We start from the raw sequence: 18,674 nt of genomic DNA, 5'->3' as shown, positions 1-18,674 counted from the left end.
CCGGTGCCCCGTCGCACTGCGGCCGCGACGCGGCCACGCACGCTCACCGAGGCCCTCCGGGCGCTGACGGCCGACCAGCTCGCCGACCTGCTGCGGCTGCGGCCCGACCTCACCTACCCGCTGCCCCACGACCTGACCGAGCTCGGCTCCCGCTCCACCACCCCCACGTCGGTGGCTCGCGCCGTCGACGGCCTGGACGCGTGGTGCCGGCTGGTCGCCGAGGCGCTCGCGGCCTGCCCCGACCCCGCGTCCACCGCCGACGTCAGCGCCCTGCTGGGCGAACCCGCCGCGGTGACCCGGGCCGTCGACGCGCTGCGCCGGCGTGCGCTGCTGTGGGGGGCCGACGACCAGCTGCACCTGGTCCGGCCGGTCCGGGAGGCCTTCGAGCCCCACCCGGGCGGGCTGGCCGCGCCGTCCCCCCGCCCGCTGACCCCCGCGCAGGTCGAGGCGGCGCTCGCGGCCTGCGACCCCGCGGTCCGGCCGGTCCTCGACCGCCTGCTGTGGTCGCCCACCGGCGCCGTCCGCAACGCCGAGCGCGCCGTCGCCGTCCAGGCCGCCCGCTCGCCCGTCGAGCAGCTGCTGGCCCACGGGCTGCTGCGACCGCAGGACGCCGACACCGTGGTGCTGCCGCGCGAGGTCGCCTGGGTGCTCCGCGGCGGCCGGTTCAGCCGGCATCCGGTGCCGCCGACCGCGCCCACCGTCGGCGGCCGGGTCCGGACGCCCCCGCTGGTCGACTCCGCCGGCGCCGGCGCCGCCTTCGGGCTGCTGCACGACGTCGAGCTCGCCGTGCACGCCGTGGAGACCGTCCCGCACCGGCTGCTGCGCACCGGCGGCGTCGCGGCGCGCGACGTCACCGCCCTCGGCCGCCGGATGGGGACCGACGCCGCGCACGCCACCTTCGTGCTCGAGTGCGCCGCGGCGGCGGGGCTGGTCGCGCCGGGCGGGAACCTGTGCCTGCTGCCCACCGCGGACTTCGACCGCTGGGCCGGGCAGGACGGACCCAGCCGCTGGCTGCTGCTGGCGCGCAGCTGGCTGGCCGCACCCCGCTGGTTCTCCGCCTCCGCCGAGCCCGGCACCCACCCGCTGGGTCCCGAGGCCGACGCCTCCTCCGCCCCCGCCGTCCGGCGGCTGCTGCTCGGCCTGGCCGCCGCGCTCGAACCCGGCACCGTCCCCGATCTCGGGGGGCTGACCGAGGCCCTGGCCTGGCACCGGCCGCGGCTGACCCGCGGGCCGGTCGACGCCGCGACGCTGGTCGACTGGACCTGGCGGGAGGCCGGCTGGCTCGGGGCGGTCGCCCTGGGCGGGGTGAGCGCCTTCGCCGCCAGCCTCGACCGCGAGGACGCCGCGCTCCCCGCCGAGCTGGCCGCGCTGTTCCCCGAGCCCGTCCACGCGGTGATCCTGCAGGCCGACCTGACCGCCGTCGCCCCCGGTCCTCTTGCCTACGAGGTGGCCGGGGAGCTGCGGCTGCTGGCCGAGCAGGAGTCCCGCGGCGGCGGTGGCGTCTACCGGTTCAGCGACGGCTCCCTGCGTCGGGCCTTCGACGTCGGCTGGTCCGCCGCCGAGGTGCACGCGTGGCTCGGCGAGCACTCGGTGACCCCGGTCCCGCAGCCGCTGGCCTACCTCGTCGACGACGTGGCCCGCCGGCACGGGAGCATCCGCGTCGGCAGCTCCCTGTCCTACCTGCGCAGCGACGACGCCACGGAGGTGGCGACGCTGCTGGGGCACCCCGGGGCGGCCTCGTTGGGCCTGCGCGCGGTCGCCCCCGGGGTGCTGGTCGCCGGCGTCGAGCCGGCCGAGCTGGTCGCCTTCCTGCACGGCCTCGGCCAGACGCCGGCCGTCGAGGACGAGGGCGGCCGGACGATGACGCCGCCCCCCGGCCAGCGCGCCCCCCGGCCGACCGGACCGGACCCGCTGCCCGCGGTGCGGCCCGAGGAGGTCGCCGCGTCGGTGCTGGCCGCGGAGCGGAACCACCCCCGCCACCACGCCGCGGGCGTCGACAGCACCGAGCAGACCCTGGAGCGGCTGCGGGTGGCCACCCAGCAGGCGTCGCCGGTGTGGGTCGCGTGGGTGGCCGCCGACGGCAGCCCCACCGAGCGCGAGCTGGCCCCGCTGGACCTGACAGGCGGCTCCGTCCGGGCCGTCGACCGCTCCAGCGCGCAGGTCGTGACCATCCCGCTGGCCCGGATCTCCCGCGTCGGGGCGGCCCCCGGCGGGGTCTGAGCCGGCTCGTCGCCGCGGCCGGCCGGTCGACGTGCGGCCACTAGACTGACCCGGTGCATGACGTGACCGTGAGACGCCTCCTCGTCTTCGGCGTCTGCGCACTCGGGGTCGCGAGCCTGTACCTCGTGCCGGGCATCGCCCGCTCACCGCACCAGACGGCGGTCCCGCGCCAGCAGGACCAGCCCACGGCCCGACCCTCCGGCACCGTCGTCCGCGAGGTCGCCGTCCCCACCAGCGCCAGCACCGGCGCGGCGCCCCGCCCGAGCGCCAGCGCGCCGCCGGCCGCCGACGACGCGACCTCGGGACCCGCCCCCAGCCCGCTCGACGACCGCGCCGCGGACGCGGGGCCGGCCGAACCGTCGACCACCGCCGCCCCGCGGCCCCGGCCGTCCCGCACCGGCGCGACCGCCTTCGACCCGGCCGCACCGCGGGACGACGAGGCCCCCGAGCCCGTCGCCGACATCACCAGCGCCACCGTCACCCCCAGCCGGCTGACCCTGCGCTGGCCCGCCGCGGCGGACAACGTCGGCGTCGTCGAGTACAAGGTGGTCCTGAACGGCTACCAGGTCGCCAGCACGCCGGACACCTCGGCCACCGTCCGGTGGTTCAACGACGACGCCCGCGACCACATCGTCCAGGTCCGGGCCGTGGACGCGGCCGGCAACGAGAGCCCGAGCTCGCCGAACCTGCTGGTCGCCCGGCCGACGCCCGGACCGACCCCCGAGCCCACCCCGACCCCCGAGCCCTCGGAGACGGCGCCCACCCCGGTGCCGACGCCCGAGCCCACCCCGCAGCCCTCGGCGACCACCACGGCCCCGAGCCAGGACGACGAGCCCCAGGGGGAGGACGTGCCCGGCGACGCCGAGCCGCTCGCCACCCCCACCGACGAGGAGAACTGATGCCCCCCGGAGCTGTCGGCGCCGGCCCGCTGGTCGTGCAGTCCGACCGGACGCTGCTGCTGGAGGTCGACCACCCCGACGCGGCCGCCTGCCGGATCGCGATCGCACCCTTCGCCGAGCTGGAGCGCGCGCCCGAGCACATCCACACCTACCGGCTGACGCCGCTGGGACTGTGGAACGCCCGCGCCGCCGGGCACGACGCCGAGCAGGTGGTCGACACCCTGCTCACCTACAGCCGCTACCCGGTGCCGAACGCGCTGCTGGTGGACGTGGCCGACACCATGGACCGCTACGGCCGGCTGCGGATCGAGAAGCACCCCACGCACGGCCTGGTGCTGGTCAGCACCGACCGCCCGGTCCTCACCGAGGTGCTGCGCAGCGCCAAGGTGAAGGGGCTGGTCGGGGCGGAGGTGGACGCGGACACCGTCGTGGTGCACCCGTCCGAGCGCGGCCACCTCAAGCAGGTGCTGCTCAAGCTCGGCTGGCCGGCGGAGGACCTGGCCGGCTACGTCGACGGCGAGGCGCACGCCATCGAGCTCGACCAGACCGGCTGGGACCTGCGGCCCTACCAGGGCCAGGCGGCCGAGGGCTTCTGGCACGGCGGCTCGGGCGTGGTGGTGCTGCCCTGCGGCGCCGGGAAGACCATCGTCGGCGCGGCCGCCATGGCCAAGGCGCAGGCGACGACGCTGATCCTGGTCACCAACACCGTCTCGGCCCGGCAGTGGCGCGACGAGCTGATCAAGCGGACGACCCTGACGGCGGAGGAGATCGGGGAGTACTCCGGCGCCAAGAAGGAGATCCGGCCGGTCACCATCGCCACCTACCAGGTCATCACCACCAAGCGCGGTGGCGTGCACCCGCACCTCGAGCTCTTCGACGCCCGCGACTGGGGGCTGATCATCTACGACGAGGTGCACCTGCTGCCCGCGCCGGTGTTCCGGATGACCGCCGACCTGCAGGCGCGCCGGCGGCTCGGCCTGACCGCCACGCTGGTCCGCGAGGACGGTCGCGAGGGTGACGTGTTCTCCCTGATCGGGCCCAAGCGGTTCGACGCCCCCTGGAAGGACATCGAGGCGCAGGGCTACATCGCGCCGGCCGACTGCGTCGAGGTCCGGGTGACGCTCACCGAGCACGAGCGGATGACCTACGCCGTCGCCGAGGCGGACGTGAAGTACCGGCTGGCCTCGACGGCGGACTCCAAGACCGAGGTCGTCGTCGACCTGGTGGCCAAGCACAAGGGAGTCCCGACGCTGGTGATCGGCCAGTACGTCGACCAGCTGGACGAGCTGGCGCAGCGGCTCGGCGCCCCGCTGATCAAGGGCGACACCACCGTCCGGCAGCGGGAGAAGCTGTACGAGGAGTTCCGCTCCGGCGAGATCGACCTGCTGGTGGTCAGCAAGGTGGCGAACTTCTCCATCGACCTGCCGACCGCCCAGGTGGCCATCCAGGTGTCGGGCGCCTTCGGCTCGCGGCAGGAGGAGGCGCAGCGGCTGGGCCGGCTGCTCCGGCCCAAGGCTGACGGGGTGACGGCGCGGTTCTACGCCGTCGTCGCCCGGGACACGGTCGACGCCGAGTTCGCGGCCCACCGGCAGCGCTTCCTGGCCGAGCAGGGCTACGGCTACCGGATCATGGACGCCGAGGACGCCGTCGCCGCCGACTGACCCGCCCGGAACCCCCGGCGGGGCCGACGGCGAGGCTCACCGCCGCGGCGCGGCCCCGACCACCCGACCTGCCGAGAGCGACCACGATGACCCCGACGCCGCCCGCGTCCTCCGCCCCTGCCGCGCGCGTCACGGTGCGCGACGTGCTCCGGGACCCCCGGCTCCTCACCCGCGAGGCGCTCGCGGGCGTGGTGACCACCCTGGCCCTGGTGCCCGAGGTGATCTCCTTCTCGGTCATCGCCGGCGTCGACCCCGTCGTCAGCCTGGTGGCCTCCATCGTGCTGGCCCTGACCATGTCGGTGCTGGGCGGCCGGCCCGCGATGGTCACCGCGGCCGCCGGGTCGGTCGCGCTGGTGATCGCCCCGCTGGTGCAGGACCACGGCGTCGGGTACGTGCTGCCGGCGGTGGTGCTCGCCGGCGTCGTGCAGGTCGTCTTCGGCCTCGCCGGCCTGGCCCGGCTGATGCGCTTCGTGCCGCGCTCGGTGATGATCGGCTTCGTCAACGCCCTCGGCATCCTCATCTTCGCCGCGCAGGTGCCGCACCTCGTGGGCGTGCCGTGGGTGGTCTACCCGCTGTTCGCCCTGACCATCGCCGTCGTCGTGCTGCTGCCCCGGCTGACGACCGCCGTGCCCGCGCCGCTGGTGGCCATCGTCGTGGTCACCTTGATCGTGGTGCTGGCCGGGCTGACCGTGCCGGACGTGGGCGGCGAGGGCCCGCTGACGGGCTCGCTGCCCGGGCTCACCCCGTTCACGGTCCCGCTCAGCCTCGAGACGCTGCAGATCGTCTGGCCGACCGCCCTCAGCGTCGCCTTCGTCGGCCTGCTGGAGAGCCTGCTCACCGCCAAGCTCGTCGACGACCTCACCGACACCCGCTCGGCCAAGGGCCGCGAGTCCTGGGCGCTGGGCGTCGCAAACGTCGCCGCGGGGTTCTGGGGCGGGATCGCCGGCTGCGCCATGATCGGCCAGACCATCGTCAACGTGAAGATCGGCCGCGCCCGCACCCGCGTCTCCACCGTCGTGGCCGGGCTGTTCCTCCTCGCCGTCGTCACCGGGCTGAGCAGCGTCATCGCGCGGATCCCCATGGTGGCGCTGGCCGCGGTGATGATGGTCGTCGCGCTCAGCACCGTCAGCTGGCACAGCGTGGCCCCGGGGACGCTCCGGCGGATGCCCCTGCCGGAGACGGCGGTGATGGTCGTGACGGTGATCGTGACCGTGGCGACGGGCAACCTCGCGGTGGGCGTCGCGGTCGGGGTGGTGCTGGCCATGGTGCTGTTCGCCCGCCGCGTCGCCCACGTCATCGACGTCGAGCGCACGGTCAGCGAGGACGGGACCTCGGTGCGCTACGAGGTCGTCGGCCCGCTGTTCTTCGGCAGCAGCAACGACCTCGTCGAGCGGTTCTCCTACGCCGACGACCCGTCCGTGGCGGTGGTGGACCTCCACCAGGCCCAGGTCTGGGACGCCTCCACGGTCGCGGCGCTGGACGCCGTCGAGACCAAGTTCCGCGACCACGGCGTGCACGCCCAGATCGTGGGTCTGGACGAGCGCAGCACCGCGTTCCACGCCCGCCTCTCGGGCCGGCTCGGCGCCTGAGCCCGGCTAGACCAGGGCGCGCCGCGGCGTGACCTCGGCCGGCTCGGCGGCCACCGGGGCGTCGGCGTGCCGGGGCAGCCGTCGCGGCCACCAGAACCGGTCCCCGAGCAGGTGCACGAGGGCCGGCACCAGCACCGTCCGGACCAGCAGGGTGTCCAGCAGCACCCCGAGCCCGACGATGATGCCGATCTCGGTGAGCACGATGACCGGCAGCACCCCGAGCACCGTGAACACCGCGGCGAGCAGGATCCCCGCGCTGGTGATCACCCCGCCGGTCACCGCCAGGGCCTCGACGACCCCGGCGCGGGTGCCGTGCCGGAGGGACTCCTCCTGCGCCCGGGAGACCAGGAAGATGTTGTAGTCGACACCCAGCGCCACCAGGAACAGGAAGGCCAGCAGCGGCACCTGGTAGTCCAGCGCCGGGAAGTCGAAGACGAGGGTGAAGGCGAGGCTGCCCGCGCCGAGGGCGGCGAAGAAGCTGAGGACCACCGTCAAGATCAGCACCAGCGGCGCGACCAGCGCCCGCAGCAGGGCGACCAGCACGAGGGCCACGACCAGCAGGATGAGCGGCGTGATCACCCGCAGGTCCCGCAGGGAGGCGTCCCGGGCGTCCAGGCTGGTGGCGACGCTGCCGCCGACCACGGCGCCCGGGTCCACCGTCGCCGACGCCGTCCGGAGGGCGCGGACGGTGTCGTAGCTGGCCGCGGTGTCCGGCTCGGCGGTGATCACCACGTCGACCTCCGCCAGCGACGCCGTGGACTCCCCGCGGCCGGCGTCGGCCACGCCGGGCACCGCCCGGGTCGCGGTCACCATGGCGTCCGCCCGGTCGGGCGTGGTCATCACGACGACCGGCGAGACCACCCCGGCGGGGAAGGACGCCGACAGCGTCTGCAGGCCCTCGACGGACTCGGCGCGGGTGCGGAAGGTGTCCTCCTGGCTCAGCCCGTAGCCCGTCGTCAGGGTGCCGGCGCTGAGCCCGACGAGCAGCACCACCGACGCCGCGATCACCGGCCACGGCCGGCGCGCGGTGGCCTCGCCGATCCGGCGCCAGACCCGCCCGCGGCCGCGGGTGGCGCCGACCCGCGGCACCAGCGGCCAGAACAGCCCGCGAGGGCAGACCACCAGCGCCGCCGGCAGCACCACGAGCCCGAACAGCAGGGCCACCGCGATGCCGATGGCGCCGGCGACGCCGATCGCCCGGGTGCCGCCGAAGGCGGCGGCCAGCAGGGTGAGCAGGGCCAGCACCACCGTGGTGCCCGAGGCCGCGATCGCCGGACCGGCGCCCGTGACGGCGTCGCGCATGGCCTGGCGCCGGTCCTCCGTGCGCTGCAGCTCCTCCCGGTAGCGGGCGATCAGCAGCAGCGCGTAGTCGGTGCCCGCGCCGAAGACGAGCACCGAGACGATGCCGGTGGTCGACTCGTCGAAGGGGATGGAGCTGCCCTGGGAGACGAGGCCCACGAGGGACGCCACGACCTGGTCGGCCGCGCCCACCACGGCCAGCGCCAGGATCCACAGCACCGGGCTGCGGTAGGTCAGGACGAGCAGCAGCGCCACCACGCTGGCGGTGGTGGCCAGCAGGGTGAGGTTCGCGCCGTCGAAGGCGGCCGAGATGTCGGCGCTGAAGCCGGCGCCGCCCGTCACCTGGGCCAGCACGCCGTCCGGCAGGCCGGCGCGGACCACGGCGCGGATGTCCGCCACCCGGGTGCTGTTCTCCTTCCCCGTGACCTCCCCCGACAGCGGGACCGCCACCAGGGCGGCCGTCCGGTCCGGGGACACCTGCGGCGGCGAGACCCGGCCGTCCAGGGCCAGCGGGCCCAGGTCCGCGCCCTGGGCCGCGATGGCGGCGACGTCGGCCTCGGTCAGCGTCCCGCCGGGACGGCTGTAGACCACGAGCGCCGGGTCGAGCTGGCCGGACGGCAGCTGCTGCTGCAGCTCCGCGACCGCGGTGGACTGCGCCGACGCGGGCAGCCCCGCGGTCGGGTCGTCGTTCACCTCCAGCCCCGGGCTCAGCCCGATGACCAGGCCACTGCTCACGACCGCCAGCGCCAGCACCGCCCACACCGAGCGTCGTCCGGTCACCAGTGCTGCTATACCTGCCCAGAAGCGGTGCACGACGGACCAACTCTCTCGTTCAGCGATAGTCTTAGTGACTAAGAGATTAAGCACCCGGAGCCCGGTCCGCAAGAGAGGAGCAGCGCCATGGCGGACACCGCACGGCTGGAGCACCTGCGCGCGCTGGTCGTGGACCACCTCCGCCGCTACGGGGCGGAGGCCAGCCGCGTCGTCGACGTCTTCGCCAAGACGCACGGCATGCACCCCACCGACCTGCAGGCCCTGGTGCTGATCCTCAACGCGGAGCGCCAGGGCGAGCCCGCCACCCCGGGCACCCTGCGGCAGGTGCTCAACGTGACCTCCGGGGCGGTGACCGGCACGGTCGACCGGCTGGTGCGGGCCGGGCACGTCCGCCGGGTGCCCGACGCCCACGACCGGCGCCAGGTGCGGCTGCACCAGGACGCCACCGGGGAGGAGCTCGGGATCGAGTTCTTCGGTCCGCTCGGGGCCCGGGTGGACGCCTCGATGGCGCGTTACGACGAGCAGCAGCTCGAGCTGATCGAGGACTTCATGCGGACGATGGCCGAGGCGATGGCCGAGCACCGGCGGAGCCTCGAGGACGGCCCTCCCGCGTCCTGAGCCCGTCCCGCGTCCTGAGCCCCGTCCCGCGTCCTGAGCCCCGTCCCGCGTCCTGAGCTCGTCGAAGGGCGATGAGTTCGCGGCCGCCCCGTGGTCTCCACTCCCACACCTACCGCAGAGGAGCAGACCATGCCCGCCATCACCCCGTGCCTGTGGTTCGCCGGTCAGGCCGAGGAAGCCGCCCGCTTCTACGTCTCCGTGTTCCCGAACTCACGCGTGCTCAGCGTCAACCCGGCGCCAGAAGGCACCCCCTCCGCCACCCCCGGCGAGGCGCTCACCGTGGAGTTCGAGCTGGACGGCGTCCGCTTCACCGGCCTCAACGGCGGTCCGCAGTTCCACTTCGACGAGGCGGTCTCGTTCCAGATCGACACCGCCGACCAGGCCGAGACCGACCACTACTGGGACGCCCTGATCGCCGACGGTGGCGAGGAGAGCGTGTGCGGGTGGCTCAAGGACCGGTTCGGGCTGTCCTGGCAGGTCGTCCCCCGCCGGCTCACCGAGCTGATGACCGACGCCGACCCCGCACGGGCCGGCCGCGCCATGCAGGCGATGCTCCAGATGCGCCGGATCGACATCGCCGCCATCGAGGCCGCCGCGGAGCCGGTCCCCGCCTCCTGACCTCCCGCCCGGCCGGGAGCGCGTGGACGCGTGGTGCGTGTGCTCACCACGGGTCCACCCGCTCCGCTCGGCCGGGGGGCTGAGGTCAGGCCTCCCGGGTCTTCGGCGAGCTCTCCAGCGTCTTCGCGGGGTCGCTCACGACGGCGTCGCCGAGGACGTCGTCGATCTTGCCCAGCAGCTCCGGCTCCAGCGTGACGCCGGCAGCCTTGACGTTGTCGAAGACCTGCTCGGGCCGCGAGGCGCCGATGATCGCCGTGGCGACGTTCTCGTTCTGCAGCACCCACGCGATGGCCAGCTGCGCCATCGACAGCCCGGCCTCCTCGGCGAGCGGCTTCAGCTGCTGCACGCGCTCCAGCACGTCGTCCTTCATCCAGCGGGCGATCATGTTGGCGCCGCCCTTGTCGTCGGTGGCGCGGGAGCCCTCCGGCAGGTCCTGGCCGGGCACGTACTTGCCGGTCAGCACGCCCTGCGCGATCGGGGACCAGACCACCTGGGAGATGCCGAGCTCCTTCGACGCGGGCACGACCTCGCCCTCGATGACCCGCCACAGCATGGAGTACTGCGGCTGGTTGGAGATCAGCTGGACGCCGAGGTCCTTCGCGAGCACGGCCGCCTCGCGCATCTGCTCGGCCGTCCACTCGCTGACGCCGAGGTAGAGCACCTTGCCCGCGCGGACGAGGTCGGCGAACGCCTGCATCGTCTCCTCGAGGGGCGTCTCGTAGTCGTAGCGGTGTGCCTGGTAGAGGTCGACGTAGTCGGTCTGCAGCCGCGTCAGGGAGGCGTTGATCGACTCCGAGATGTGCTTGCGCGAGAGGCCGAGGTCGTTGTGGCCCTTCGGCCCGGTCGGGCCGAAGACCTTGGTGAAGATCTCCAGCGACTCGCGGCGCTCACCCTTCAGCGCCTCGCCCAGCACGGTCTCGGCCTTGGTGTTGGCGTAGACGTCAGCGGTGTCGAAGGTGGTGATGCCGGCCTCGAGGGAGGCCTTGACGCAGGCGTGCGCCTGCTCGTTCTCGAGCTGGGAGCCGTGGGTGAGCCAGTTGCCGTAGGTGATCTCCGAGATCTTGAGTCCGGAGTTGCCGAGGTAGCGGAAGTCCATGGAGGCCAACCTAGACCGCCCGTCCCCGCGCTCCTCGCGGTGGCCCTGAATCGGTTCAGCAGCCCGCCCGGCCGGAGTGCCAGCGGTCCCCGTTAGCGTGGCCCCGCACCGGGTACCTCCCGGCCACGTACTGCAGGAAGGGCCTATGGCTGTCGCCGAGCTGGTCGTCATCCGCCACGGGGAGAGCCTCGGCAACGCCGCGGCCGCCCGCGCCTACGCCGAGGACGCCGAGGTGATCGACGTCGGCGCCCGCGACGCCGACGTGGAGCTGTCCGAGGTGGGCCGTGAGCAGTCCCAGGCCCTCGGCCGCGGCCTGGAGGCGTTGCTGGGCGACGACGTCCCCACCCTGCTCTGGTCCTCCACCTACGTCCGCGCCCGGCAGACGGCCGAGCTCAGCCTGGCCGCGGCCGGTGCCGGCGAGGTCCCCGTGCGGCTGGACGAACGGCTGCGCGACCGCGAGCTGGGCGTGCTGGACCTGCTCACCTGGAAGGGCGTGGTCAACCGCTTCCCCGGCGAGGCCGAGCGCCGCCGCTGGCTCGGGAAGTTCTACCACCGCCCACCCGGCGGGGAGTCCTGGGCCGACGTCGTCCTGCGCGTCCGCAGCTTCCTCCGCGACCTCGACGGCCTGCCCGACGGCAGCCGCGTCGTCGTCTTCTGCCACGACGCCCTCGTGCTCTGCTTCCGCTACGTCTGCGAGGGCCTCGACGAGCACCAGATCCTCGACATCGGGGCGACCACCCCGGTGAAGAACGTGTCCATCACCCACCTCGGCCGCGCACCGGACGGCGGCTGGCAGGTCCGGCTGTTCAACGACGTCTCGCACCTCGACGCGTCCGACGCGCCGGTCACCCAGCACCAGGGAGACTCCCGTGTCCGACCCCAGACCTGAGCCGGGCACCCCCCGCGAGGTCACCCCCGGCCTGCTCCGCTCCTGGCCGCTGCCCGACGCCGCCGGTTCCAAGTACGGCCGCGGGCAGGTGCTCATCGTCGGCGGCGCCGCCAGCACCCCGGGCGCCGTGCAGCTCGCCGGGCTCGGGGCGCTCCGCGTGGGCGCCGGCCACCTGACCCTGGCCGTCGCGTCCTCCGCCGCCGTCCCGCTCGCGGTCGCCACGCCGGAGGCCGGCGTCGTCGGGCTGCCCCAGGACGAGCGCGGCACCGTGCTGGGCGGCGACCTCGACGCCATCGCCGACGCCCTGGGCTCCTCCGACGTCGTCACCATCGGCGTCGGCCTCGACCACCCCGAGGAGACGGCCCGGCTGATCAGGACGGCCATCCCCCTGCTGGGTGAGGAGACGTGGCTCGTGCTCGACGCCTACGCCCTCGGCGTGCTGCCGGGGATGCTCGACGCCCTCGACCCGGTCCGCGGGCGGCTCGTGCTGACGCCCAACGGGCAGGAGGCCGGCCGGCTGCTCGGCCGTGACGTCGAGGACGAGGACGCCGACATCGCCGAGATCGCGGCGCGCTACGGGGCCGTGGTCACCTGCTACGGCACCGTCGCCGACGCCGAGGGCCGGATCTGGAAGGTGGGGGCCGGCAACGGCGGCCTCGCCACCTCCGGCAGCGGCGACGTGCTGGTCGGCGCGGTCACCGGTCTGCTGGGCCGCACCGGGCAGCCCGACCAGGCCACCTGCTGGGCCACCCACGTGCACGCGGCCGCCGGCGACCGGCTCGCGGCCCGGATCGGGACCGTCGGGTTCCTGGCCCGCGAGCTGCTGGACGAGCTGCCCGTGGTGATGAGCGAGCTCGGCGCCTGAGCCGGCGGCGCGTCCTCAGCCGCCGACGGGCGGGTTGCCCGGCTGCAGCAGGCTGGTGCTGCGCGCGAGCAGCAGCGCGACGCCGCAGCCCAGCACGACCAGGGCGGCGGTGAGGACGAGCACCCCGGTCCAGCCGCTGCTGGTCCAGGCCCGGCCGGCCGCGGCGCCGACCACCGACGAGCCGACGTAGTAGGCGAAGAGGTAGGTCGACGCCGCCTGCGCGGTGGCCCGGCCCCCGGCGCGGGCGCGGGCCGCCACCCAGCCGCTGGCCACCCCGTGCGCCGCGAAGAAGCCGACGGTCATCACCGCCAGGGCCAGCACCACGAGGACCAGCGGGCTGGCCGCCGTGCCCAGCAGCCCGGCCAGCATCACGACCACGGCGACGGGGACGACGGCCCGCCGCCCGTGCCGGTCCGCCAGCCGTCCCGCCGTGGTGGAGGCGACCGAGCCGAAGGCGTAGACCAGGAAGACGAGCCCGGCCAGGGCGGCGCTGAGCGCGTACGGCGGCGCCTCCAGCCGGAACCCCAGCGCGTTGAAGACGGCGACGAACGCGCCCATGAGCAGGGCCGCGAGCAGGTAGAGGCCCAGCAGCACCGGGTCGGTGAGCACGGCGCGGGCACTCCGGGCGACGGTCTCCAGGCCCGGTTGGGCGGCCACGAAGCGGCGCGAGGGCGGCAGCAGCACGACCACGGCGGCGGTGCAGGCCGCCCCCAGCACCGCGATGCCGCCGACGGCGAGACGCCACCCGCCGAGGTCGGCGAGCGCGCCGGCCAGCAGCCGGCCGACCATCCCGCCGAGGGCGTTGCCGCCCACGTAGAGGCCGATGGCCTGCCCGGCGACCGCGCCGTCGAGCTCCTCGTTCAGGTAGGCGACGGCGACGGCGGGCAGTCCGGCCAGCGCCAGCCCCTGCGCCGAGCGGGCGGCCAGCAGCAGGCCCCAGGTCGGGGCCGCGGCGCAGGCGACGCCGAGCAGGGTGGCCGCGACCAGGCTGAGGGTCACCAGCCGGGTCCGGCCGAACCGCTCCGAGAGCGGGCCGGCGACCAGCAGCCCGACGGCCAGCGTGAGGGTGGTCAGGCTGACCGTCAACGTCGACGCGGCGGCGCTGACGCCGAACCAGCGGCTGAGCTCCGGCAGCAGCGGCTGGGTGCTGTAGAGCAGGGCGAACACCGCGACGCCGGCCAGGAACAGGGCGAGGGAGGCGCGGCGGACAGCCGGGTCACCGGCGCCGTAGGCCGCGGGCAGCCCGTCGCCCGTCGACGTGCTCAGTGCACATCGAGGACGGTCGACTCCTCCTGGGTACCGAGCGAGACGGGCCAGCGGTCGCGCTCGTCCACCAGGTGCAGCAGCTCGACCAGCTCGTGCGGCCAGACCCAGTCGTCGGTCGCCCGCAGCTCCTCGGTCGACCACCAGCGGTGCCGCAGGAAGGTCAGCTGCTCGTCCGGGGTGTGCTCCGACGTGTCCACCTCGAACTCGGCGACCCGCGCCAGGTAGAAGGACTCGTCCTGCTCGATCACCCGGTCGGAGTAGCCGTGCACGACGTGCCGGCGGGCCACCGGCCCCAGCAGGTCGGCCGGGTCCAGCCGGTAGCCGGTCTCCTCCCAGACCTCGCGGACGGCCGCCTCGGTCTCGGTCTCGCCCGGGTCGATGCCCCCACCCGGCGTCACCCACCAGCGCGCGTCGTCGAGGCCGGGGTCGCTGTCCTCGAACAGCAGCGTGTCCCCCGCGGGGTTGGTCAGCAGCACCCGCACCGTCGTCCGGGACGTCCGCGGACGGTCCGCCGGGTTCTCGACCGGGATGTAGGAACGCTCGGTCTCACCCGAGGTCGGCTTCTCTGAGGTCACCGCCCCAGGGTAGGAACCCGGGCCCACGGCCGTGCGCAGGGGGTGCGGGAAAAGCGCTCGCCGGCCGCGGACGACCGGTGTAGTTTGTCCCTCCGCTCCCCCCACCCGGCCGACTCGCATCGGAGCTTCCCGCGTGCCCGCACCCGCCCCGTCCGCCACCCTGACCGCCGAGCAGCAGCACCTCGTCGACTCCCGGACCGCCCTCCAGCGGATGCGGGAGCACACCGCCGGCCTCACCGCCCAGGGCGGCGACCGCGTCTCCACCGAGCACCTCAAGCAGGTTCTGCACCGCCGGATGAAGGCCCTCGAGGACGACCCGACCGTCCCCCTGTTCTTCGGCCGGCTCGACTACGCCTCCGACCTCGGAGCCGAGCGGGACGAGACCCTCTACGTCGGTCGGCGGCACGTCACCGGCGAGGCCGGCGGGGAGCCGCTGGTCATCGACTGGCGGGCCGGGATGGCGCTGCCGTTCTACCAGGCGCGGGTGGGCGAGCCGATGCGCGTGCGCCGCCGGCGTCGCTTCGGGTTCTCCTCCGGCCGGCTGACCGCCTTCGAGGACGAGGACCTGGTCCGCTCCCCCGCCGCCGAGGTGGCCGCGTCGTCGTCGGCGATCCTCGAGTCCGAGATCGAGCGGCCGCGGACCGGGCCCATGCGCGACATCGTCGCCACCATCCAGCCCGAGCAGGACACCATCGTCCGGGCCCGGCTCGACCAGTCGCTGTGCGTGCAGGGTGCGCCCGGCACCGGCAAGACGGCCGTCGGGCTCCACCGCGCCGCGTACCTGCTCTACGCCTACCGCGAGCAGCTGGCCCGCTCCGGCGTCCTGGTCGTCGGCCCGAACGACAGCTTCCTGTCCTACATCGCCGACGTGCTGCCCGCCCTCGGCGAGATCGACGCCACCCAGGCCACCGTCGGCTCCCTGGTCAGCGGGGCCACCGGCGTCGCGGTGCGCGGGCTCGAGGCGGCGCCGCCGGCCGTCATCAAGGGCGACGCCCGGATGGCTGAGGTGCTGCGGCGCGCGGTGTGGGGCCACCTGGGACGCCCGACCGAGGCGCTGGTCGTGCCGCGCGGCGCCTACCAGTGGCGGGTCGGGGCCTACCTGACCGAGGAGATGCTGGGCGAGCTGCGGGAGCGGGGCGTCCGGTACGAGGCCGGCCGGGCCATGCTGCCGCAGCGGCTGGCGCACCAGGTGCTGCTGCGGATGGAGGCCTCCGGCGACTCCCCCGACGACCGCGTGCAGAACGCCGTCGCCCGCAGCCGCCCGGTCCGCGCCTACGCCGAGCAGCTGTGGCCCACGCTCGACGCGGCCAAGCTGGTGCTCCGGCTGCTCACGGACGCCGAGTTCCTCGCCCGGTGCGCCGACGGCCTGCTGGACGCGGACGAGCAACGGCTGGTGCGGCTGCCGAAGCCGGCGCGGACGGTCGCGGCGGCCCGCTTCACCCTCGCCGACGTCGTCCTGGTCGACGAGGTCTCCGACCTGCTGCAGCGCACCCCGAGCCTCGGTCACGTCGTCCTCGACGAGGCCCAGGACCTGTCCCCGATGATGCTGCGCGCCGTCGGCCGGCGGGCCTCCACCGGCTCGGTCACCGTGCTGGGCGACCTCGCCCAGGCGACGACGCCGTGGGCCACCCGCTCGTGGCGGGAGTCGCTGGGCCACCTCGGTCAGGCCGACGCCGTGGTCGAGGAGCTGGTCGCCGGGTTCCGCGTGCCCGGGGCGGTGATCGACTTCGCCGCCCGGCTGCTCCCCCACATCGCGCCCTCGCTGACCCCGCCGCACTCGGTCCGCCGCTCCCGCGGTGAGCTGGACCTGCGGCGGTCAGCCGACCCGGCGGCGGCCGTGACGCGAGCCGTCGGCGACGCCCTGCGGTCCGAGGGCACGGTCGGGGTGGTCGTCCCGGACGCGACGGTGCCGGCCCTGCGCGCGGCGCTGAGCGGGGCCGGGGTGGTGTTCGAGCTGCTCGGCGAGCAGGCCCAGGGCTTCGAGAGCCGGGTGGACCTGGTGCCCGCGACGCTGGCCAAGGGCCTGGAGTTCGACCACGTGGTGCTGCTGGAGCCGGCCGGCATCGTGGCCGGCGAGCCCGACCGGGTGACCGGTCTCCGCCGCCTCTACGTCTGCCTGACCCGCGCGGTCAGCTCGCTGGTGGTCGTGCACGGCGAGCCGCTGCCCGCGGAGCTCGACGCCCCCACCGCCAGCGCGGCCTGAGCCCCGTCGACGTCCCTCGACAGGCTGGGGGAACGGGAACGGGGGCCGGCTCAGCGAGCGGGTGGGGTCAGGAGACGCGCGGCTCGGGGCCGCGGGCGACGGCCTCGGCGGTGGAGGCCTCGAGCCGGACCGTCAGGGCCCGGAGCTGCTCGGTGAGCTCGTGGTACTCCTCCGGGGTCTGGCCGGTGGCGGCGCCCATCTCGGCGGCCACCTGCGCCGCCTCGCTCTCCAGCTCGGCACCGCGCGGGGTGACGCCGATGATCATCAGCCGCTCGTCGGTCGCGGCCCGCGTCCGGGTCACCAGACCCATCGCCTGCAGCCGCTTGAGGAGCGGGGAGAGGGTGCTCGAGTCCAGGCTGAGCCGGTGACCGATGCCACCGACGGAGCACGACCCCTCCTCCCACAGCAGCAGCATGACGAGGTACTGCGGGTAGGTGAGACCGACCCGGCTCAGGGCGACGCGGTAGCGTGCCGTCATCGCGCGCGAGGCGGTGTAGAGCGCCAGGCACAGCTGCTGGTCCAGGCTGATGCCGACCGCCGTCGCCGCAGGGGGAAGATCAGTACTAGCCACCATGGACCCAGGCTAAACCGTCCAGGCGCGTACCGCCGCCGCGACCGCGGAACGGTACCGCGTCCCCCGTCAGCCGGCGGAGGCGGGTGCGGTCAGCGGCAGCCGGACCTGGAACCGCGTGTCGCCGGGCCGCGAGACCACCCGCAGGTCGCCGCCGTGCCGCTGGGTGACCACCCGGTAGGAGATGTCGAGGCCCAGTCCGGTGCCCTCGCCGACGGGCTTGGTGGTGAAGAACGGCTCGAAGATCCGCTGCTGCAGCTCCTCCGGGATCCCGGCGCCGGTGTCGCCGACCTCCACCAGCAGCCGGTCCCCGTCGAGCGCGGTGCGGACGGTCAGGGTCCCCCCGTCGGGCATGGCGTGCACCGCGTTGTCGATCAGGTTGGTCCACACCTGGTTGAGCTCGGCCGGGTGGGCGGGGATGGTCGGCAGGTCCGGGTCCAGCTCCTTCACCACGGTGATCTTCCCGGACTCCTTGATCTTGTGGCCCAGCATCACCAGGGTGCTGATCAGCCCGTCCCGGACGTCGATGTCGGCGTAGGCGGCCCGGTCCATCTGCGAGTACTGCTTGGCCGCGCCGACGAGGGCGGAGATCCGGTGGGTGGAGTCCTCGATCTCCCCCATCAGCTGCTCGGTGTCCAGCGCGTAGGTCACCCAGTGGATGCCGTCGGGCAGCTGCTCGGGCGGCATGGTGTCGGCGATCTCGTCCAGCCAGTCCGTCCCCACCCCGGCGGCGACCAGCGTCGGGGCCAGGTCCCAGGCGTTGCTGACGCCGTGGTCGTCCAGCCAGTCGCTGAGCGCGTCCTCCGCGTCGCCCACCTCCAGGGGCGACAGCTTCTCCGCCTTGACCATCCGCTCGACGGCGACCTCCTGCAGCTCGGTCAGGGCGACCAGGGCCTTCGGGTCGACGTCGGAGGTGGCCAGGTGGGCGAGCTTGCCGCGCATCTTGCTGACCCGCTCGCGCAGCGCCGCCGTGGCCCGGACGGCGGCGGCCGCCGGGTTGTTCAGCTCGTGGGTCAGCCCGGCCGACAGCCGGCCGAGGGACAGCAGCCGCTCGCGCTGCCCGATGATCGCCTGGCTGGAGCGGTAGCCGATCGTCACGCCCTCGAGCATGTGCATGGCCATCGGGAACCAGACGCGGATCTGCGGGCCGAACACCGCGGCGTCGATCACCCAGAACTCGGCGTCGGTGACGGCGACGACCGAGTTGAGGTAGCGCGGCGCCTCGGTGCTGGGCACGAACGCCTGGGTCGCACCGGAGTAGACGCCCCGCTGGGCGGTCCGGGTGATCTCGACCTGGGTGCCCTCCACGTTGCGCTGCAGGGTGATCGTGCCGGCCAGCAGGACGTAGAAGCAGGTGGCCTCGTCACCCTCGGCGAACAGCACCGCCCCGGCCGGCCGGGACTCGGTGGAGCCGCGCTCGCTCAGCCAGTCCAGCTGCTCCGGCGTCAGCGCCTCGAACAGGAACAGCGTCGCCAGCTCGTCGGGCGTCAGCCGGTGCACGGAGGTCGGGTCGGACGTCATCGGGGTCTCC

Annotated in this window: 15 protein-coding genes; 9 read left to right on the top strand and 6 right to left on the bottom strand. The window is 74.7% G+C overall.

Annotated elements, in window-relative coordinates:
• The first annotated feature begins 3 nt into the window (after nucleotides 1-3).
• The 4 genes from BLT72_RS03050 to BLT72_RS03030 all read left to right on the top strand — a co-directional run bounded on the left by BLT72_RS03050 (nucleotide 4) and on the right by BLT72_RS03030 (nucleotide 6,369).
• Nucleotides 4-2,220, top strand: a complete 2,217-nt coding sequence (locus BLT72_RS03050) for a helicase-associated domain-containing protein (RefSeq protein WP_091409999.1) — start codon at nucleotides 4-6, stop codon at nucleotides 2,218-2,220.
• A 53-nt stretch (nucleotides 2,221-2,273) separates the two neighbouring features.
• Nucleotides 2,274-3,119 carry a hypothetical protein gene (locus BLT72_RS22045; protein WP_157720269.1) on the top strand — a complete coding sequence of 282 codons (846 nt, stop codon included), beginning with the start codon at nucleotides 2,274-2,276 and terminating at the stop codon, nucleotides 3,117-3,119.
• Complete coding sequence (locus tag BLT72_RS03035) at nucleotides 3,119-4,780, top strand: DNA repair helicase XPB (RefSeq protein ID WP_091409989.1); 1,662 nt, start codon at nucleotides 3,119-3,121, stop codon at nucleotides 4,778-4,780. The genes BLT72_RS22045 and BLT72_RS03035 overlap by 1 nt, the downstream gene beginning before the upstream one ends.
• Before the next feature lie 86 nt (nucleotides 4,781-4,866).
• A complete protein-coding gene (locus BLT72_RS03030; RefSeq protein ID WP_091409985.1) occupies nucleotides 4,867-6,369 on the top strand; it encodes a SulP family inorganic anion transporter in 1,503 nt (500 codons plus the stop codon).
• Nucleotides 6,370-6,375: 6 nt separating this feature from the next.
• Here the strand turns inward: BLT72_RS03030 and BLT72_RS03025 are convergent, their stop codons facing one another.
• The gene (locus BLT72_RS03025; protein WP_197677185.1) at nucleotides 6,376-8,448 is read right to left on the bottom strand and encodes an MMPL family transporter; all 2,073 of its coding nucleotides are present in this window, start codon (nucleotides 8,446-8,448) and stop codon (nucleotides 6,376-6,378) included.
• A gap of 120 nt (nucleotides 8,449-8,568) precedes the next feature.
• On the opposite strand from BLT72_RS03025, the gene BLT72_RS03020 reads away from it, so the two are divergent.
• Together BLT72_RS03020 and BLT72_RS03015 are read left to right on the top strand one after the other, a co-directional pair.
• A complete protein-coding gene (locus BLT72_RS03020; RefSeq protein WP_091409981.1) occupies nucleotides 8,569-9,060 on the top strand; it encodes a MarR family winged helix-turn-helix transcriptional regulator in 492 nt (163 codons plus the stop codon).
• A gap of 129 nt (nucleotides 9,061-9,189) precedes the next feature.
• Nucleotides 9,190-9,678, top strand: coding sequence for a VOC family protein (locus tag BLT72_RS03015; RefSeq protein WP_091409977.1), 489 nt, complete (start codon nucleotides 9,190-9,192; stop codon nucleotides 9,676-9,678).
• 85 nt (nucleotides 9,679-9,763) lie between these two features.
• Here the strand turns inward: BLT72_RS03015 and BLT72_RS03010 are convergent, their stop codons facing one another.
• Nucleotides 9,764-10,774, bottom strand: a complete 1,011-nt coding sequence (locus BLT72_RS03010) for an aldo/keto reductase family protein (protein ID WP_091409974.1) — start codon at nucleotides 10,772-10,774, stop codon at nucleotides 9,764-9,766.
• 145 nt (nucleotides 10,775-10,919) lie between these two features.
• Here BLT72_RS03010 and BLT72_RS03005 point away from each other — a divergent pair, with 145 nt between their 5' ends.
• Nucleotides 10,920-11,663, top strand: coding sequence for a histidine phosphatase family protein (locus tag BLT72_RS03005; RefSeq protein ID WP_091409970.1), 744 nt, complete (start codon nucleotides 10,920-10,922; stop codon nucleotides 11,661-11,663).
• Nucleotides 11,644-12,528, top strand: coding sequence for an NAD(P)H-hydrate dehydratase (locus BLT72_RS03000; RefSeq protein ID WP_091409966.1), 885 nt, complete (start codon nucleotides 11,644-11,646; stop codon nucleotides 12,526-12,528). Before BLT72_RS03005 ends, BLT72_RS03000 begins: the two co-directional genes overlap by 20 nt.
• 15 nt (nucleotides 12,529-12,543) lie before the next feature.
• On the opposite strand, the gene BLT72_RS02995 is transcribed toward BLT72_RS03000, so the two are convergent.
• Nucleotides 12,544-13,770: an MFS transporter gene (locus BLT72_RS02995; RefSeq protein ID WP_091416574.1), complete on the bottom strand. Its 1,227-nt coding sequence runs from the start codon at nucleotides 13,768-13,770 to the stop codon at nucleotides 12,544-12,546.
• Between the two features lie 20 nt (nucleotides 13,771-13,790).
• The gene (locus BLT72_RS02990) at nucleotides 13,791-14,369 is read right to left on the bottom strand and encodes an NUDIX hydrolase (RefSeq protein ID WP_197677184.1); all 579 of its coding nucleotides are present in this window, start codon (nucleotides 14,367-14,369) and stop codon (nucleotides 13,791-13,793) included.
• Nucleotides 14,370-14,502: 133 nt separating this feature from the next.
• On the opposite strand from BLT72_RS02990, the gene BLT72_RS02985 reads away from it, so the two are divergent.
• Complete coding sequence (locus BLT72_RS02985) at nucleotides 14,503-16,572, top strand: HelD family protein (protein ID WP_091409958.1); 2,070 nt, start codon at nucleotides 14,503-14,505, stop codon at nucleotides 16,570-16,572.
• Nucleotides 16,573-16,639: 67 nt separating this feature from the next.
• Here the strand turns inward: BLT72_RS02985 and BLT72_RS02980 are convergent, their stop codons facing one another.
• Together BLT72_RS02980 and BLT72_RS02975 are read right to left on the bottom strand one after the other, a co-directional pair.
• The gene (locus BLT72_RS02980; protein WP_172826012.1) at nucleotides 16,640-17,146 is read right to left on the bottom strand and encodes a MarR family winged helix-turn-helix transcriptional regulator; all 507 of its coding nucleotides are present in this window, start codon (nucleotides 17,144-17,146) and stop codon (nucleotides 16,640-16,642) included.
• Nucleotides 17,147-17,212: 66 nt separating this feature from the next.
• The gene (locus BLT72_RS02975) at nucleotides 17,213-18,664 is read right to left on the bottom strand and encodes an ATP-binding protein (protein WP_091409954.1); all 1,452 of its coding nucleotides are present in this window, start codon (nucleotides 18,662-18,664) and stop codon (nucleotides 17,213-17,215) included.
• Nucleotides 18,665-18,674 lie beyond the last annotated feature (10 nt).

The organism is Friedmanniella luteola, from assembly GCF_900105065.1.
Classification (GTDB): Bacteria; Actinomycetota; Actinomycetes; order Propionibacteriales; family Propionibacteriaceae; genus Microlunatus; species Microlunatus luteolus.
Note: the sequence above shows the minus strand (reverse complement) of the source record. Positions and strands in the feature narration are given on the sequence as shown.

Bases quoted from the DNA above. Each gene is read 5' to 3' on its own strand.
- BLT72_RS03035 (WP_091409989.1), top strand. From the start codon at position 3,119: ATGCCCCCCGGAGCTGTCGGCGCCGGCCCGCTGGTCGTGCAGTCCGAC.
- BLT72_RS03030 (WP_091409985.1), top strand. From the start codon at position 4,867: ATGACCCCGACGCCGCCCGCGTCCTCCGCCCCTGCCGCGCGCGTCACG.
- BLT72_RS03020 (WP_091409981.1), top strand. From the start codon at position 8,569: ATGGCGGACACCGCACGGCTGGAGCACCTGCGCGCGCTGGTCGTGGAC.
- BLT72_RS03015 (WP_091409977.1), top strand. From the start codon at position 9,190: ATGCCCGCCATCACCCCGTGCCTGTGGTTCGCCGGTCAGGCCGAGGAA.
- BLT72_RS03010 (WP_091409974.1), bottom strand. From the start codon at position 10,774: ATGGACTTCCGCTACCTCGGCAACTCCGGACTCAAGATCTCGGAGATC.
- BLT72_RS03005 (WP_091409970.1), top strand. From the start codon at position 10,920: ATGGCTGTCGCCGAGCTGGTCGTCATCCGCCACGGGGAGAGCCTCGGC.
- BLT72_RS02980 (WP_172826012.1), bottom strand. From the start codon at position 17,146: ATGGTGGCTAGTACTGATCTTCCCCCTGCGGCGACGGCGGTCGGCATC.
- BLT72_RS02975 (WP_091409954.1), bottom strand. From the start codon at position 18,664: ATGACGTCCGACCCGACCTCCGTGCACCGGCTGACGCCCGACGAGCTG.